Genomic DNA, 14,001 nt, shown 5'->3' on the forward strand with positions numbered 1-14,001 from the left:
CCCCCGCCCGGCCGACCGAACCACGAAAGGTGGGACCTCACGTGGAGGTGCTGTCCAGCCGCACTCTGATCCGGCCCCGCGATCCGGAGGCCGCGTGGGCCTTCTACGGCGGCACGCTCGGGCTCGCGGTCGCCCGGGAGTTCCCCGGCGGCGTCGTCTACTTCCTCGGCACCGGCTACCTGGAGGTGTCTGGACGGGGTGCCTCCGACGCCGGGTCGGGCCCGGACGCCCTGTGGCTGCAGGTCCGCGACGTCGAGGCGGAGGAGGCGTCGTTGCGCACCGCCGGCGTGGAGGTCACCCGGGGAACCCGGACGGAGCCGTGGGGGCTGCGGGAGTGCTGGATCGCCGACCCCGACGGCCGCGCCCTGGTGCTCGTCGAGGTCCCGCCGGACCATCCGATCCGGCGGGACGTGCGCCAGCGCATGTGAGCACTTTCCGTGGCTCCAGCCACGGAAAGTGCTCACAAGCTCAGCACCTTCGCGAGCTCCTCCAGGGTCGGGCGCGGGTCGTCGAAGGGCGAGTCACCCAGGGGCTGGATCAGCACGTGGTCGGCCCCGGCGTCGAGGTGCGCGGTGATGGAAGCGGCGGCCTGCTCGGCCGAGCCCATGCCGACCAGGGCCCGCTTGAGCCGCTCCGACCCGCCGCGGACCAGGTCGGACTCCTCGAAGCCCTGCCGCAGCCACGAGTTCCGGTAGTTCGGCAGGCCCGAGTAGATCTCGAGGTGGGAGTGCGCCCGGCGCAGGGCGGTCTCCTCGTCGCCGAGGGCCACGGCCTGCTCGGAGATGACCCACTTGTCCGGGCCGAGCGCCTCGCGGGTGGTCCGGGTCTGCTCCGGCAGCACCAGGTACGGGTGCGCGCCGTCGGCGTTCGTCCCCGACAGCTCGATCATCTTCGGGCCGAGGGCGGCGATCACGCGGGTCGGGCGCGCATCCGGCTCCACCTCCGCGGGCACGGCGTCCATCCGCTGCAGGTAGTCACGCATCGTCGCGAGCGGCTTCGCGTACGTGCCGCCCCGGCCCCGCTCCACCAGCGGGGCGTGCGACACCCCGAGCCCGAGCACGAACCGCCCCGGGTGCAGCGAGGTGAGGGTGCGGGCGCCGGACTCGGCCGCGATCGGGTCCCGCGCGTGGATGTTCGCGATCCCGGTCCCGACGACGAGGCGCTCGGTCGCGTTCAGGAACGCGCCCGCCTGCGTGAAGGTCTCCTTGCCGTAGGCCTCGCCGTACCAGAGCGAGCCGTACCCCATGCCCTCCAGGTCGCGGGCGACCTGCGCGGAGTCGGCGATGCGCCAGGAGTCGCTGGTCCACCAGACGCCGACGCGGGACGGGAAGTCGATGCGTGCCTGAGCCATGATCGCGACGCTAGCCCCGCGGGTGGGTCGGCGCTTCCCCGAGCAGGCGCAGCGACTGGTGCTGCTGTGCGAGCCGGCGGACCGCGGCGAGCAGGGTGTCGCCGAGGACCGTCCCGACGACGACGCCCTCCACCGTCCGGGCGCGGTCGCCCCGGTCCACCACCGCCGCGACCTCGTGTGCGGCGACCTCCTCCATCGTGCGCATGTAGAGCCCGAGCTGGTTCGCGAGGTCGGCGTCGCCGAGCCGGATGTACGTGGCGAGGACCCCGACCGCGTTCCGCCAGGCCGGGTTCTCCGCCGAGACCTGCCAGCCGCGCTCGGCGACGTGCTCGGCGAGCGTCCGCTCGGCCTGCTCCCACGCCTCGTCGGGCTCGTCCTCCGGCTCCACCGACGCCGGGGCGGCGGTCGTCGTGCCCGAGGCCCGACCCAGCGCCTGGAACAGCGGGAGGTCGGGGTCGTCGACGGCGGCGAGCACGTCGCGGGTCGCGACGACGGACAGACCGCCGACGTCGATCAGCGCCCGGATCATGCGCAGCCGCCGCAGGTGCCCGTCGTCGTAGGCGGCCTGGTTGGGGCTGGTCCGCTCGCCGGCGGGCAGCAGCCCCTCCCGCAGGTAGTACTTGATCGACGCGACGCTCACGCCACTGCGCCGGCTCAGCTCGCCGACCCTCATCGGACTCCCCTCGACTGGACAGGCTGGACGGATAGTTCTACTGTCCATTGCTGTTCGGACAGTGCCGCTATCCAATCACGGGAGAGCCGATGCGCGCCTGGAACCGTCCCCTCGTCCTCTTCACCGGCGCCATGATCCTGCTCGTCCCGCTCTGCGCCGCCGGTCTCCTCCTCGATCCCCGGGCGCTCGGCGGCGCGCCGATCTGGGCGAAGCCGCTGAAGTTCTCGATCAGCTTCGTGCTCTACGCCCCGACGCTCGCGTGGATGGTGTCGCTGGTGCGCGCCGACCGGGCCCACCGTGTCGCCTCCGGAGCGGCCACCGTCGTCGCCGTCGCCTCGACGGTCGAGATGGTCGCCATCGTCGGGCAGGTCCTCCGGGGTCGGGCCAGCCACTTCGACGTCGCCACGCCGTTCGACACCGCGGTATGGGCGGTCATGGGTGTCTCGATCGCCGTGCTGTGGGTGGCGAACCTCGTCATCGCGGTCGTGCTCCTGCGCGAGCGGTCGCTCACGCCGTCGGTCGCGTGGGGGGTGCGCCTCGGCCTCCTGGTCTCGCTGCTCGGGATGGCCGTGGCGTTCCTCATGACCGGCCCGAGCGGGGCCCAGGTCGCGGCGGCGCAGGCCGGGGACGGGATGCCGGCGGTGGGCGCGCACGCGGTCGGGGTCCCCGACGGCGGGCCGGGCCTCGCCCTGCTCGGGTGGTCCACGACGGGCGGCGACCTGCGCATCGGGCACTTCGTCGGGCTGCACGGACTACAGGTGGTCCCGCTCGTGGCGCTGGGCCTGCTGCTGCTCGTGGGGCGGGTCCCGGCGCTGCGGTCGGAGCTCGTGCGGGCCCGCCTCGTGATGGTGGCCGCGGCGGCCTGGACCGGCCTCACCCTGCTCCTCACGTGGCAGGCCCTGCGCGGTCAGCCGCTGTTCGCGCCGGACGCGCTGACGCTCCTGGCCGCGGGAGGGCTCGTCGTCGGGACCATGCTCGCCGTGAGCGCCGTGCTCGCCCGGGCGCCGCGTCCGGTGGTGCGCGAGGCGGTGGCGGCGTGAGGTACGGCTACCTGGTGCTCGCGGTGGTCGGGCTGGTCGGGACGTGGTGGTTCAACGTGGCCTCGTTCGCGGCCGGGGAGGACTACCTCGCCGGCTGGTTCGCGAACGCCGCCTCGTCCTCGGCGGCGGTCGACATCCTGGTCGCGGGACTCGCGGCCTGTGTGTTCATGGTCGTCAAGGGTCGATGCCTCGGGTGGCCGACGTGGTCGCTCGTCCTGCTCGTCGTCGGGAGCGCCGCGATCGCCGTCGCGTTCGTGTTCCCGTTGTTCCTGTTCCTGCGCGACCGTGCGCGAACCCTGGAGGAGGTCCCGGCATGAGTGCCTACGTCCGCCGCAGCGCCGACATCGAGGGCGACTTCGTCGTCTTCCTCATCGGCACCCACGTGAACCGCTGGACCGACGTGCGCGCCTGGCTCCCGGTGTTCCGCGCGATGCCCCGGATGCTGCGCGAGCTGGAGCGGCACCCCGAGCTGGGCCTGCTGCAGGCGCACTCGGGCTGGATGTTCGGGGGACCGGCCGTCGTGCAGTACTGGCGCTCGTACTCCCACCTGGAGGCGTACGCCCGGAACGCCCAGGCCGAGCACCTCCCGGCGTGGCGGGCGTTCAACCGGGCCGCCCGCACGTCACCGGACTCCGTCGGCATCTTCCACGAGACCTACCGCGTGTCCGCGGGACAGTGGGAGACGATCTACGGCGCGATGCCCGAGATCGGTCTCCTCGCCGCGAGTCGCGCGGTGGACCTGTCGTCGGGAAGCACCTCGGCGACCCGGATCGGCGCGCGGACCGACGACACGGCGCCGGTCGAGACGCCCTGACCCTCCCGCAACGAACGACGCGTTCGTGCAGCTAGAAGCCACGAACGCGTCGTTCGTTCCGCAGCGGGGCCGCCTTGAGCCGAGCGAGCGGCACTGTCGCAGCATCTATATGCGCGAGAGTGCCGCTCGTTCGGAACGGCTAGAGCCCCAGACGCTTCGCGATCAGCATCTTCTGCACCTCGGAGGTGCCCTCGCCGATCTCCAGGATCTTCGAGTCCCGGTACTGCCGGGCGACCGGGTACTCGTTCATGAACCCGTAGCCACCGAAAATCTGCGTGGCGTCGCGGGCGTTGTCCATCGCCGCCTCGCCGGAGACGAGCTTGGCGATCGCCGCCTCCTTGGTGAACGGCACGCCGGCGGCCATCTTCTCCGCGGCGTGCTGCCAGGCCAGGCGGGCCGTGTGCGCCCGGGTCTCCATCTCGGCGATCTTGAACTGGATGGCCTGGTAGGTGCCGATCGCCGCACCGAACGCCTGGCGCTCGCGGGCGTAGCGGACGGACTCGTCGACGCAGCCCTGGGCCGCGCCGGTGGCCAGCGCCGCGATCGCGACCCGGCCCTCGTCGAGGATCGACAGGAACTGCGAGAAGCCCTTGCCGCGTTGCCCGACGAGGTTCTCCTCGGGCACGCGGCAGTCGTTGAACGCCAGCTCGTGGGTGTCCGAGGCGTTCCAGCCGACCTTCGAGTAGCTGGGTGCCACGGTGAAGCCCTCGGTGCCGCTCGGCACCAGGATCGCCGAGATCTCGCGCTTGCCCTCGGTCTGCCCGGTGACCGCCGTGACCGTGACGTGGGAGGTGATCCGGGTGCCGGAGTTCGTGATGAAGGCCTTCGAGCCGTTGATGACCCAGTCGCCGTCGTCCTGCTTCGCCGTGGTCCGCGTGGCGCCCGCGTCCGAGCCGCCGCCGGCCTCGGTCAGGCCGAAGCCGCCGAGGGCCCTGCCGGCCGCGAGGTCGGGCAGCCAGCGCTGCTTCTGCTCGTCGGACCCGAACCGCACCAGCGGCATGATCCCCAGCGACACCCCGGCCTCGAGCGTGATCGCGACCGACTGGTCGACGCGGCCGAGTTCCTCGAGCGCGACGCACAGCGCGACGTAGTCGCCGCCCATGCCGCCGTACTCCTCGGGCACCGGCAGGCCGAACAGGCCCATCTCGCCCATGGTCGCGACCAGGTCGTACGGGAACTCCTCGCGGATGTAGTAGTCCCCGATGACCGGCGCGACCTCCTTCTGCGCGAACTCCTCGACGGTGGCGCGCAGGGCCTCGTGCTCCTCGGACAGCTGCATGACTACTCCGTGACCTCGGGTGTGACGGTGACGAGGGGCGCGTCGAGCGCGACGGTCGCCCCGGGCTTGGCGGGGAGCTCGGTCACGATGCCGGCGACCGGCGCGGTGAGCACGTGCTCCATCTTCATGGCCTCGACGACGACGAGCCGCTGACCGGCCTCGACCTGCTGGTCGAGTTCGACCTCGAGGACGGTGACCGTGCCCGGCATCGGGCTGGTGACGGCGCCGTCGGAGGCTTGAGCGGTCCGCGCCGCCGACAGGCGTTCCTGCTCGCGAAGAGCCCACGTCCCGCCGTCGCGGGAGATCCACAGGACCCCGTCGGCGAGCGCCGTCCGGTACCGGCGGGTGACGCCGTCGAGCGTGACGGTGAGCGCCGTCGAGATGGCGCTGGTGGGGGCATGACCGTCTGCCGGGGACCTATGAGCGCCATCTCGATCGAGGGTCCCGACGACGGGTCGGGAGGCTCCGTCGTCCACCGTCACCGTCGCGGCGTCGGCACGGCCGCGCAGGGCGACGTCGAACGTCGTGTCCTTCTCCCCGAGCGGCACGAGCGTCCAGCGCGCGGGGGCGGGCTCGCCGCCGATGCGCCAGCCGCCGAGCGTGGCGAACGGGTCGTCGGACTCGGGCAGGCGCAGGAGCCCGGCGAGGGCTGCCGCGACCACGACGTCGTCGGGAACCTGCTGCTCGGGCACCCCGAGCCGGGCGATGAGGCCGGTGTCGAGCCGACCGGCGCGCACGTCGTCGTGGGCGATCAGCGTGCGCAGCCAGGCGAGGTTGGTGGTGACGCCGAGGACCGTGGTGCGGGCGAGAGCCTCGTCGAGACGGTCGAGGGCCTCGGCCCGGTCGGCGCCGCGGGCGATGATCTTCGCGAGCATCGGGTCGTAGGCGCTGCCGACCTCCTGGCCGACCTGGACGCCCGCGTCGACCCGCGTGTCGGGCCAGTCGAGGCCCAGGATGCGGCCGCCGGTGGGCAGGAAGCCGCGCGCCGGGTCCTCGGCGTAGAGCCGGACCTCGACGGCGTGGCCCTCGAGCGTGACGTCGTCCTGGTCGTAGCCCAGCGGCTCGCCGGCGGCGATCCGGAGCTGCTCGGCGACGAGGTCGAGCCGGCCGCCGCGCACGCGCACGACCTCCTCGGTGACCGGGTGCTCGACCTGCAGCCGGGTGTTCATCTCGAGGAAGAAGAACTCGCTCGCGTCGGCGTTCGTCACGAACTCGACGGTCCCGGCGCCGACGTACCCGCAGGCCCGCGCGGCGTCGACGGCGGCGCGGCCCATGGCGTCGCGCTGCTTCTCGTCGAGGACCGCCGAGGGCGCCTCCTCGACGACCTTCTGGTGGCGGCGCTGCAGGGAGCACTCGCGCTCGCCGAGGTGGACGACGGTGCCGTGGGTGTCGGCGAGGACCTGGATCTCGACGTGCCGCGGGTTGGTCACGTAGCGCTCGAGCAGGAGCGTGTCGTCGCCGAAGGAGCCGCGGGCCTCGCGTCGGGCGGCCGCGATCGCGTCGGCGAGGTCCTCGTCGCGTTCGACGACGTGCATGCCCTTGCCGCCGCCACCCGCGCTGGGCTTGAGCAGGACGGGGAAGCCGGTGGTGCGCGCGACGTCGGCGAGCTCGGCGTCGGTGAGGCCCTTCGCGGAGCTGCCGGGCACGAGCGGCACCCCGGCCGGCTCGACCGCCGCCTTCGCCGAGATCTTGTCGCCCATCGTCTCGATCGCGGCCGGCGGCGGGCCGATCCAGGTCATCCCGGCGTCGGCCACCTGGCGCGCGAACGCGGCGTTCTCGGCGAGGAAGCCGTAGCCGGGGTGGACGGCCTGGGCCCCGACCCGGGCGCCGGCCTCGACGATCGCGGCGCCGTCGAGGTAGTTGCCCACCCGCACGGCGACGTCGGCCGCCGCGACGTGCGGCGACGACGCGTCGGCGTCGGTGTAGACGGCGACGCTGCGCAGTCCGCGGGCGCGCACGGTGGCGGCGATGCGGACGGCGATCTCGCCGCGGTTGGCGATCAGCACGCTGGCGAACACGGCGTCCTCTCGGGCGGGTCGACGAAGTGGGCTTTCCTGTCACTGGGTGCAAGCAGTGACGCTTTGCTTGCACCCGGGCGAGGGGCTACATCCGGAACACGCCGAAGCGCGGGTCGTCGAGCGGGGCGTGGGCGCAGGCGGACAGGGCCAGACCGAGCACGGTGCGGGTGTCGAGCGGGTCGATCACGCCGTCGTCCCAGAGCCGGGCGGTCGAGTAGTACGGGTGGCCCTGGTGCTCGTACTGCTCGCGGACCGAGTCGGCGCTGGAGGAGCCCACCGTGCCCAGCACGGTCGCGGCCTGCTCGGCGCCCATCACCGAGATGCGCGCGTTCGGCCACATGAACAGGAAGCGCGGCGAGTAGGCCCGCCCGCTCATCGCGTAGTTCCCGGCGCCGTACGAGCCGCCGATGACGACGGTCAGCTTCGGCACCCGGGTGGTCGCCACCGCAGTGACCATCTTCGCGCCGTCCTTGGCGATGCCGCCCGCCTCGTACTCGCGACCGACCATGAACCCGGTGATGTTCTGCAGGAACACCAGCGGGATGCCGCGCTGGTCGCACAGCTCCACGAAGTGCGCGCCCTTGAGCGCAGACTCGCGGAAGAGCACACCGTTGTTCGCGACGATGCCCACCGGGTGCCCGTGAATGCGGGCGAACCCGGTGACCAGCGTCGTCCCGTACTCGGCCTTGAACTCGGTGAACCTCGACCCGTCGACGACGCGGTCGATCACCTCGCGCACGTCGTAGGCGCTGCGCCCGTCGACCGGCACCACGTCGTAGAGCTCGCCCGGGTCCTTCGCCGGCGGCACCGAGGCGCGCTTCTCCCACGGCGGCGCCGGGTCGGCGGGCAGGGTGTCGACGATGTCGCGGACGATCGCCAGCGCGTGCGCGTCGTCGTCGGCGAGGTGGTCGACCACCCCGGAGGTGCGGGCGTGCAGGTCGCCGCCGCCGAGCTCCTCGGCGGTGACCTCCTCGCCGGTCGCGGCCTTCACCAGCGGCGGGCCGCCGAGGAAGATCGTCCCCTGGTTGCGGACGATCACCGCCTCGTCGCTCATCGCCGGCACGTAGGCCCCACCCGCGGTGCACGAGCCCAGCACCGCCGCGACCTGCGGGATGCCGAGCCCCGACATCGTCGCCTGGTTGTAGAAGATGCGGCCGAAGTGCTCGCGGTCGGGGAACACGTTGTCCTGCTCGGGCAGGAACGCACCGCCGGAGTCGACCAGGTAGACGCACGGCAGCCGGTTCTGCAGCGCCACCTCCTGGGCGCGCAGGTGCTTCTTCACCGTCATCGGGTAGTACGTGCCGCCCTTGACGGTGGCGTCGTTCGCGACGACCACGCACGTGCGCCCGGCGATCCGGCCGACCCCGGTGATGATCCCCGCGCCCGGCGCGGCGTCGTCGTACATCCCGTGCGCCGCCAGCGGCGAGAGCTCCAGGAACGGCGACGACGGGTCGAGCAGGGCGTCCACCCGGTCGCGCGGGAGCAGCTTCCCGCGTTCGACGTGCCGTGCCCGACTGCGCTCCGGCCCGCCCAGCCGCACCGCGGCGAGCTTCGCCCGCAGATCGTCGACCAGCTCCGCGTGCCCGGATCCAACCGTCGCCGTCACCGCGTCCTCCTCGATGTGAACGTTGGCTAACACGAGACGTTAGCGATCGTTCACATCGCGGCGCAAGAGTCGTACTGTGCCTCGGGTGGAGCTGATGGCACGAACCCCACCGACCCGCCGGCGGGACCAGATCCTGGTCGAGGCCGCGCGGCTGTTCGCGCGCCAGGGCTTCCACGGCACCTCGATCGACGGCATCGGCGCGGCCGCGGGCGTCAGCGGCCCGGCGATCTACCGGCACTTCCCGTCGAAGGAGGGCCTGCTCGCCGAGATGCTCGTCGGGATCAGCGAGCACCTGCTCGAGGGGGCGCAGGGGATCGTCGCCGCCCACCCCGACGCGGCGGGCCGGCTGGCCGCGCTCATCGACTTCCAGGTCGACTTCGCCCTGCACCGTCCCGAGCTGATCACGGTGCAGGACCGCGACCTCGCCTCGCTGCCGGACGAGGCCCGACGACGGGTGCGCGCGCTCCAGCGCGCCTACGTCGAGATCTGGGAGGACGCCATCGCCCGGGTCGGCCCGGGGCGCAGTCCCGACGAGGTGCGGACGGCCGCCCACGCGGCGTTCGGCCTGATGAACTCGACGCCGCGCAGCGCGGCCCACACCTCCGCGGAGGTGGCGGGACCCGTGCTGGCGTCGATGGTGCGGGCCGCCGTCGCGGCGTGAGGCGGCCCGCCACGTCGTGCGGGTGGCGCCACCCTGCCATCAGGTGGCAGCGATGCGCCGTGCCCGACCGGCGCCGTCAGAGGCCCGCGGCCTCCGCCGCCCGCGCCCGGCGCACCCGCATCTCCTCGAGGCGGGAGCGGACCGAGATGCGGCGCTGCACGAGCTCGCGCACGTAGTCGTCGCGGCCCTGCTCCTGCTTCTCGTGGATCTGCCGGGTGAGGCGTCGCTCGAAGTTCTCCAGGATCGTGAACTCGCCGTTGAGGCGGCGGTACTGGGCCCGGGCCTCCTCGAGGCGCGCGTGCTCGGCCTCGTCGCGCGATCCGATGACCTGCTCGGGCACCATCGCGTCCGGTCTCGTCATGGCGCACCGTCCTTCCGTCGTACGGACGTCCAGCGTCCTCCCCGTCCTCGGCGACGAAAAGTCCCTCAGAGGACTTATGTACGGTCGCCGACCCGAGGCGGACCGATCCTGTCCGCCTCGCCCGCGACGCTCGTCGTCATGACCGAGCTGACGCCGTTCACCGTCGAGGTCCCGTCGTCCGAGCTCGACGAGCTGCGGCGACGGCTCGCCGCCGTCCGGCTGCCCGACGCCCCGGCCGGGATCGGCTGGTCGCACGGCGTCGAGCGCGACCACCTCGCCGAGCTCGTCCGGGTGTGGCGGGACGAGTTCGACTGGCGCGCCGTCGAGGCGCGGCTGAACGCCTGGCCGCAGGTGACGACGACGATCGAGGGTCAGCCCGTGCACGCCGTCCACGCCCGGTCGGCGGCCCCGGACGCGGTGCCGCTGCTCCTGCTGCACGGCTGGCCCTCGACCGTGGCCGACTTCCTGCCCGTGCTCCCGGAGCTCGTCGAGCGGTTCCACGTGGTGGCGCCCTCGCTGCCCGGGTCCGGGTTCTCCGGGCCGACGCTCGAGGTGGGCTGGGACCTCGACCGGTACGCCCGCACCCTGCTGGAGCTCATGACGCGGGCCGGCTACGACCGGTTCGTGGTCCAGGGCGGGGACTGGGGCGCCCTGATCGGCTCGCACGTCGCGCGGCTGGCCCCGGAGCGGGTCGCGCTGGTGCACGTCAACGCGCTGGCGACACCCGTCGACTGGACGTCGGGCGACCCGACGGCGGGCCTGTCCGGGTCCGACGCCGCGGCGGTGCACGCGCTCGGCGCGCTGTGGGAGGAGCGGTCGGGCTACGCCACGATCATGGGCACCCGACCCCAGACGCTCGCGTACGCCCTGGCCGACTCTCCCGTCGGCCTGCTCGCCTGGCACCTCGAGTGGTTCGTCGACTACGACCCCACGACGACGACGCAGACCCCCGTCGACCCGATGGCGGTCCTCGCCGACGTGACCACCGCGTGGCTCACCGGGACCGCCGGCTCCTCCGGGCGGATCTACCGCGAGTGCCACGGGGCGTTCACGGCCCACGACCCGTCGGGCGTGCCCACCGCGGTCGCCTGCTTCACGGGCGACCACACGGTCCGCGGGCTCGCCGAGCGCGCGCACCGGATCGTGCGCTGGCGCCGGTACGACACGGGCGGCCACTTCGCGTCGTTGCAGGCGCCCGAGGTGCTGGTGGCCGATCTGGTGGCCGCGGTCACCGAGGCGGGCGTGTAGTCGATCGGCGGAGTCGGGCATCTGCGGCCGATCCCGAGCCCATCGTCACCCACCCGGAGAGCTCTCTCATGGCCGACCGCCACGTCCGCGCCGCTGCCGTTCGACGAGCCGGTCGACTACGGCCTGGAGGGGGTCTGCGACCGCTGCCAGGCGTGCGGGGACGTGCGGCTTCTCCCCCGGCGGGTAGTGGCGGCCGTCGAGCGGCCAGTCGTAGCCCTCGAGGGCGTCGGTGTGCGTGATCACGGTGAGCCAGCCGCCGACGTAGCGGTCCGAGAGCGGGTAGAACGCCGAGGCGAACACGCCGTCGAGCTGGTCGGAGACCGCCTGCACCGAGCCGGTGAGGCCCCAGCCGGTGACGAACGCGTACGAGACGACCATGTAGAAGATGCCGAGCCCGACGACGCTGCCGTAGGTGGCGATCGTCGCGATCCGGTGCGGATCGCGGGACTCCTCGGCGTAGTTCGGTGCCATCTCGAAGCCGACCCACGACCAGAACGCCGCGAACAGCGCGATGCCCGCCGCGGTGGTGCCGAAGACCTGCAGGGCGCCCGCGTTGCCGAAGACCTGCGTCGGGTCGAACGGGGCGGCCGAGAAGCCCTCGGCGCCGCCCTGGACGAAGACGGCGACCGCGAGCACGGCCAGCGCGAGGACCTCGGCCACGAGCATGACCCCGAGGACCTTCGCGGTCAGTTCGATGTGGAACCACGCGAGCAGGCTCATCACCGCGAGACCGACCGCCATGTACAGCCAGGCCGGCAGCGCCGGCCCGGTGAACGTCTCGACGGTCGAGGCGGCGAAGTAGCCCATGACGCCGATGACGGCGCCGACGAAGATCATGTAGCAGAGCGCGATCAGGAGGCCCGCCCCGACGCCGACCACGCGCCCGAGGCCCCGGCTGACGAACGTGTAGAAGCCCCCGGCGCTCGTCACCCGCCGGGACATCGCGATGTAGCCGACGGAGAAGACGGTGAGCGCGACGGTGGCGATGCCGAACGCGGCGGGGGCGGCCCAGCCGCCGCCGTTGACCGCGACGGGCACGTTGAACAGCATCGCGGTCAGCGGGGCGGCGCCCGTGACGATGCAGAAGAGGACCGAGGGCAGGCCGAGCGCGTTGTCGGCCAGGCGGCCGTGCCGGACCTCGGGGGGCGCGGTGGGCGGAGCGGTGGCGGTCATCGAGCTCCTTCGAGCCGGGGCGGGGGCCCGTCCAGACTCAGAAGGTCATGTGTCGTCCAGGTCACCGGACTGCTAAGCCGCACGCCTGCGACCTGCGGGAACCCGACGAATCGGACCCGTCGTGACCGCGGGTGCCCGCAGTGTCACGCCGCGTCGGCCAACCCCTCCAGCAGTCGGTCGACGTCGTCGTCGGACGAGTACGGCGCGAGCCCGATCCGCAGCCCGCCCGCGTCCCCGAGGCCGAGCCGACGGGCCGGTTCGAGCGCGTAGAACGACCCGCTCGGCGCGAACACACCACGGTCGGCGAGCAGCGCCGAGGCCCGCTGGTCGCCGCCGGGCACGCGCACGAGCAACGTCGGCGTCCGGTGCCGCGCCCGGCTCAGTACCTCGACGGGCAGCGCCGCGAGGCCCTCCTCGATCCGCCGCCGCAGCCGGTCCTCGTGCGCCTCCACCGCCGCCATCCCGACGACGAGGCGGTGCCGGCGGGTGCCCTCCTCGCCCCCGAGGGACGCGAGCACGTCGACCGCGGCCGTGGTGCCGGCGAGCAGCTCGTAGGGCAGCGTGCCGAGCTCGAAGCGCTCCGGCACGGCGTCGGTGGACGGCAGCAGCTTGTCCGGCCGCAACGTCTCCAGGAAGGCCGGGTCGGCGGCCAGCACGCCGCAGTGCGGCCCGAGGAACTTGTAGGGCGAGCACAGGAAGACGTCCGCGCCGATCGCCGCGACGTCGATCGCGGCGTGGGCGGTGAGGTGCACGCCGTCCACCACGAACAGCGCCCCCGCCGCGTGCACCTGCGCGGCGATCGCCGGCAGGTCCGGGCGGGTCCCGACGAGGTTCGACGCGCCGGTCACGGCGACGACCCGCGTCCGGTCGGACAGCACCGTGGCCACGTCGTCGAGCTCGCAGGTGGCCGGGTCGAGGTCCAGCCAGCGGACCGTCGCCCCGGCCCGCTCCGCGGCGATCACCCAGGGGCGGACGTTCGCGTCGTGGTCGAGCCGGGTCACCACGACCTCGTCGCCGGGGCCCCACCCGTCCGCCAGGGTCCGCGCGAGCGTCATGGTCAGCTCGGTCATGGAGCGGCCGAAGACGACGCCGCCGGGGTCGGCCGCGAGCAGGTCGGCCATCGCCTGCCGCGCGGCGAGCACCACGAGCTCGGCGTTCCGGGCCGCCGCGTAGCCGGTGCCCCGGTTCGCGATCGGCGCGGTCAGGGTGTCCGCGACCGCCTGCGCCACGTCGAGGGGCACCTGCGAGCCGCCCGGCCCGTCGAAGTGCGCGTAGCCCGCGTCGAGGGCCGGGAAGCGGGCACGCAGGGCGGCGAGGTCGTAGGTGGGCTCCGACACGCCGCCATCCTCGCCCCTGCGGGCGGCCCGGGCACGGTGCTCGACGCCGGCCGGGCGCTCACCCGATCCGGGGAGCCCCGGGTTTCGGGGTAACGAATCATGACCATCCCGCGGATACACGTGCGACGAACGGCGCGAGGGTCGCGTCGAACGGGAGCGGGGTGGACGAGATGAACGAGCGGATCACGGGTCAGGACGACGCGGTCACGCAGCGCTCCCTCGCCCCGGTGCCCGCCGTGTCCGAGCGCCCCCGCCCGCGCTGGCGTGAGGCCGTTGGCGCCGCGGTGCTGCTGTCGGTCGTCGAGACCGTGCGCACCCAGGAGACCGCCGCCAGCGCGTAGGGGACCACGGCCGGCGCGTAGCCGCGATCGGTAGCGGGAACAACCTCCTCCGTCCGACCTGACGGAGGTCCATCATCAGCACGACGTCCGAGACGGGCA

At 73.3% G+C, this 14,001-nt stretch carries 14 protein-coding genes and 1 pseudogene; 7 read left to right on the forward strand and 8 right to left on the reverse strand.

Going from position 1 to position 14,001, the window contains the following annotated elements; genetic code table 11:
* Positions 1–41 precede the first annotated feature (41 nt).
* Positions 42–428, forward strand: a complete 387-nt coding sequence (locus ACQPYX_RS28315; protein ID WP_433800590.1) for a VOC family protein — start codon at positions 42–44, stop codon at positions 426–428.
* A 32-nt stretch (positions 429–460) separates the two neighbouring features.
* Here ACQPYX_RS28315 and ACQPYX_RS28320 read toward each other — a convergent pair whose 3' ends face one another.
* Both ACQPYX_RS28320 and ACQPYX_RS28325 read right to left on the reverse strand, forming a co-directional pair.
* A complete protein-coding gene (locus tag ACQPYX_RS28320; RefSeq protein WP_433800591.1) occupies positions 461–1,351 on the reverse strand; it encodes an LLM class F420-dependent oxidoreductase in 891 nt (296 codons plus the stop codon).
* Between the two features lie 10 nt (positions 1,352–1,361).
* Positions 1,362–2,024 (reverse strand): MerR family transcriptional regulator, encoded by a 663-nt coding sequence (locus tag ACQPYX_RS28325; RefSeq protein WP_433800592.1) that lies wholly within the window; start codon positions 2,022–2,024, stop codon positions 1,362–1,364.
* A gap of 89 nt (positions 2,025–2,113) precedes the next feature.
* Here ACQPYX_RS28325 and ACQPYX_RS28330 point away from each other — a divergent pair, with 89 nt between their 5' ends.
* Genes ACQPYX_RS28330 through ACQPYX_RS28340 form a run of 3 tightly spaced genes read left to right on the forward strand, consistent with a single transcriptional unit; the run spans position 2,114 to position 3,878 of the window.
* The gene (locus ACQPYX_RS28330; RefSeq protein ID WP_433800593.1) at positions 2,114–3,064 is read left to right on the forward strand and encodes a hypothetical protein; all 951 of its coding nucleotides are present in this window, start codon (positions 2,114–2,116) and stop codon (positions 3,062–3,064) included.
* Entirely contained in the window at positions 3,061–3,381 is a 321-nt protein-coding gene (locus ACQPYX_RS28335) for a DUF2834 domain-containing protein (protein ID WP_433800594.1), read from the forward strand. Before ACQPYX_RS28330 ends, ACQPYX_RS28335 begins: the two co-directional genes overlap by 4 nt.
* Positions 3,378–3,878, forward strand: a complete 501-nt coding sequence (locus ACQPYX_RS28340) for a DUF4188 domain-containing protein (protein ID WP_433800595.1) — start codon at positions 3,378–3,380, stop codon at positions 3,876–3,878. Before ACQPYX_RS28335 ends, ACQPYX_RS28340 begins: the two co-directional genes overlap by 4 nt.
* Positions 3,879–4,017: 139 nt before the next feature.
* Here ACQPYX_RS28340 and ACQPYX_RS28345 read toward each other — a convergent pair whose 3' ends face one another.
* The 3 genes and pseudogenes from ACQPYX_RS28345 to ACQPYX_RS28355 all read right to left on the reverse strand — a co-directional run.
* A complete protein-coding gene (locus ACQPYX_RS28345) occupies positions 4,018–5,157 on the reverse strand; it encodes an acyl-CoA dehydrogenase family protein (protein ID WP_433800596.1) in 1,140 nt (379 codons plus the stop codon).
* 2 nt (positions 5,158–5,159) lie between these two features.
* The gene (locus ACQPYX_RS28350; RefSeq protein WP_433800597.1) at positions 5,160–7,175 is read right to left on the reverse strand and encodes an acetyl/propionyl/methylcrotonyl-CoA carboxylase subunit alpha; all 2,016 of its coding nucleotides are present in this window, start codon (positions 7,173–7,175) and stop codon (positions 5,160–5,162) included.
* A gap of 85 nt (positions 7,176–7,260) precedes the next feature.
* Positions 7,261–8,763, reverse strand: a pseudogene (locus ACQPYX_RS28355) (carboxyl transferase domain-containing protein); the annotation flags it as partial.
* Positions 8,764–8,875: 112 nt separating this feature from the next.
* On the opposite strand from ACQPYX_RS28355, the gene ACQPYX_RS28360 reads away from it, so the two are divergent.
* The gene (locus tag ACQPYX_RS28360) at positions 8,876–9,442 is read left to right on the forward strand and encodes a TetR/AcrR family transcriptional regulator (RefSeq protein WP_433800598.1); all 567 of its coding nucleotides are present in this window, start codon (positions 8,876–8,878) and stop codon (positions 9,440–9,442) included.
* A gap of 76 nt (positions 9,443–9,518) precedes the next feature.
* Here the strand turns inward: ACQPYX_RS28360 and ACQPYX_RS28365 are convergent, their stop codons facing one another.
* Positions 9,519–9,803 (reverse strand): hypothetical protein, encoded by a 285-nt coding sequence (locus tag ACQPYX_RS28365; protein WP_433800599.1) that lies wholly within the window; start codon positions 9,801–9,803, stop codon positions 9,519–9,521.
* 138 nt (positions 9,804–9,941) lie between these two features.
* On the opposite strand from ACQPYX_RS28365, the gene ACQPYX_RS28370 reads away from it, so the two are divergent.
* Positions 9,942–11,051 carry an epoxide hydrolase family protein gene (locus ACQPYX_RS28370; RefSeq protein ID WP_433800600.1) on the forward strand — a complete coding sequence of 370 codons (1,110 nt, stop codon included), beginning with the start codon at positions 9,942–9,944 and terminating at the stop codon, positions 11,049–11,051.
* 66 nt (positions 11,052–11,117) lie between these two features.
* Here ACQPYX_RS28370 and ACQPYX_RS28375 read toward each other — a convergent pair whose 3' ends face one another.
* Together ACQPYX_RS28375 and ACQPYX_RS28380 are read right to left on the reverse strand one after the other, a co-directional pair.
* A complete protein-coding gene (locus ACQPYX_RS28375; RefSeq protein ID WP_433800601.1) occupies positions 11,118–12,224 on the reverse strand; it encodes an APC family permease in 1,107 nt (368 codons plus the stop codon).
* Positions 12,225–12,367: 143 nt separating this feature from the next.
* The gene (locus tag ACQPYX_RS28380; RefSeq protein WP_433800602.1) at positions 12,368–13,561 is read right to left on the reverse strand and encodes a cysteine desulfurase-like protein; all 1,194 of its coding nucleotides are present in this window, start codon (positions 13,559–13,561) and stop codon (positions 12,368–12,370) included.
* 170 nt (positions 13,562–13,731) lie between these two features.
* Between ACQPYX_RS28380 and ACQPYX_RS28385 the strand changes: the two genes are divergently transcribed.
* A complete protein-coding gene (locus ACQPYX_RS28385; protein ID WP_433800603.1) occupies positions 13,732–13,902 on the forward strand; it encodes a hypothetical protein in 171 nt (56 codons plus the stop codon).
* The last annotated feature ends 99 nt before the right edge of the window (positions 13,903–14,001 follow it).

Source organism: Actinomycetospora sp. CA-084318 (genome assembly GCF_050955885.1).
Classification (GTDB): domain Bacteria; phylum Actinomycetota; class Actinomycetes; order Mycobacteriales; family Pseudonocardiaceae; genus Actinomycetospora.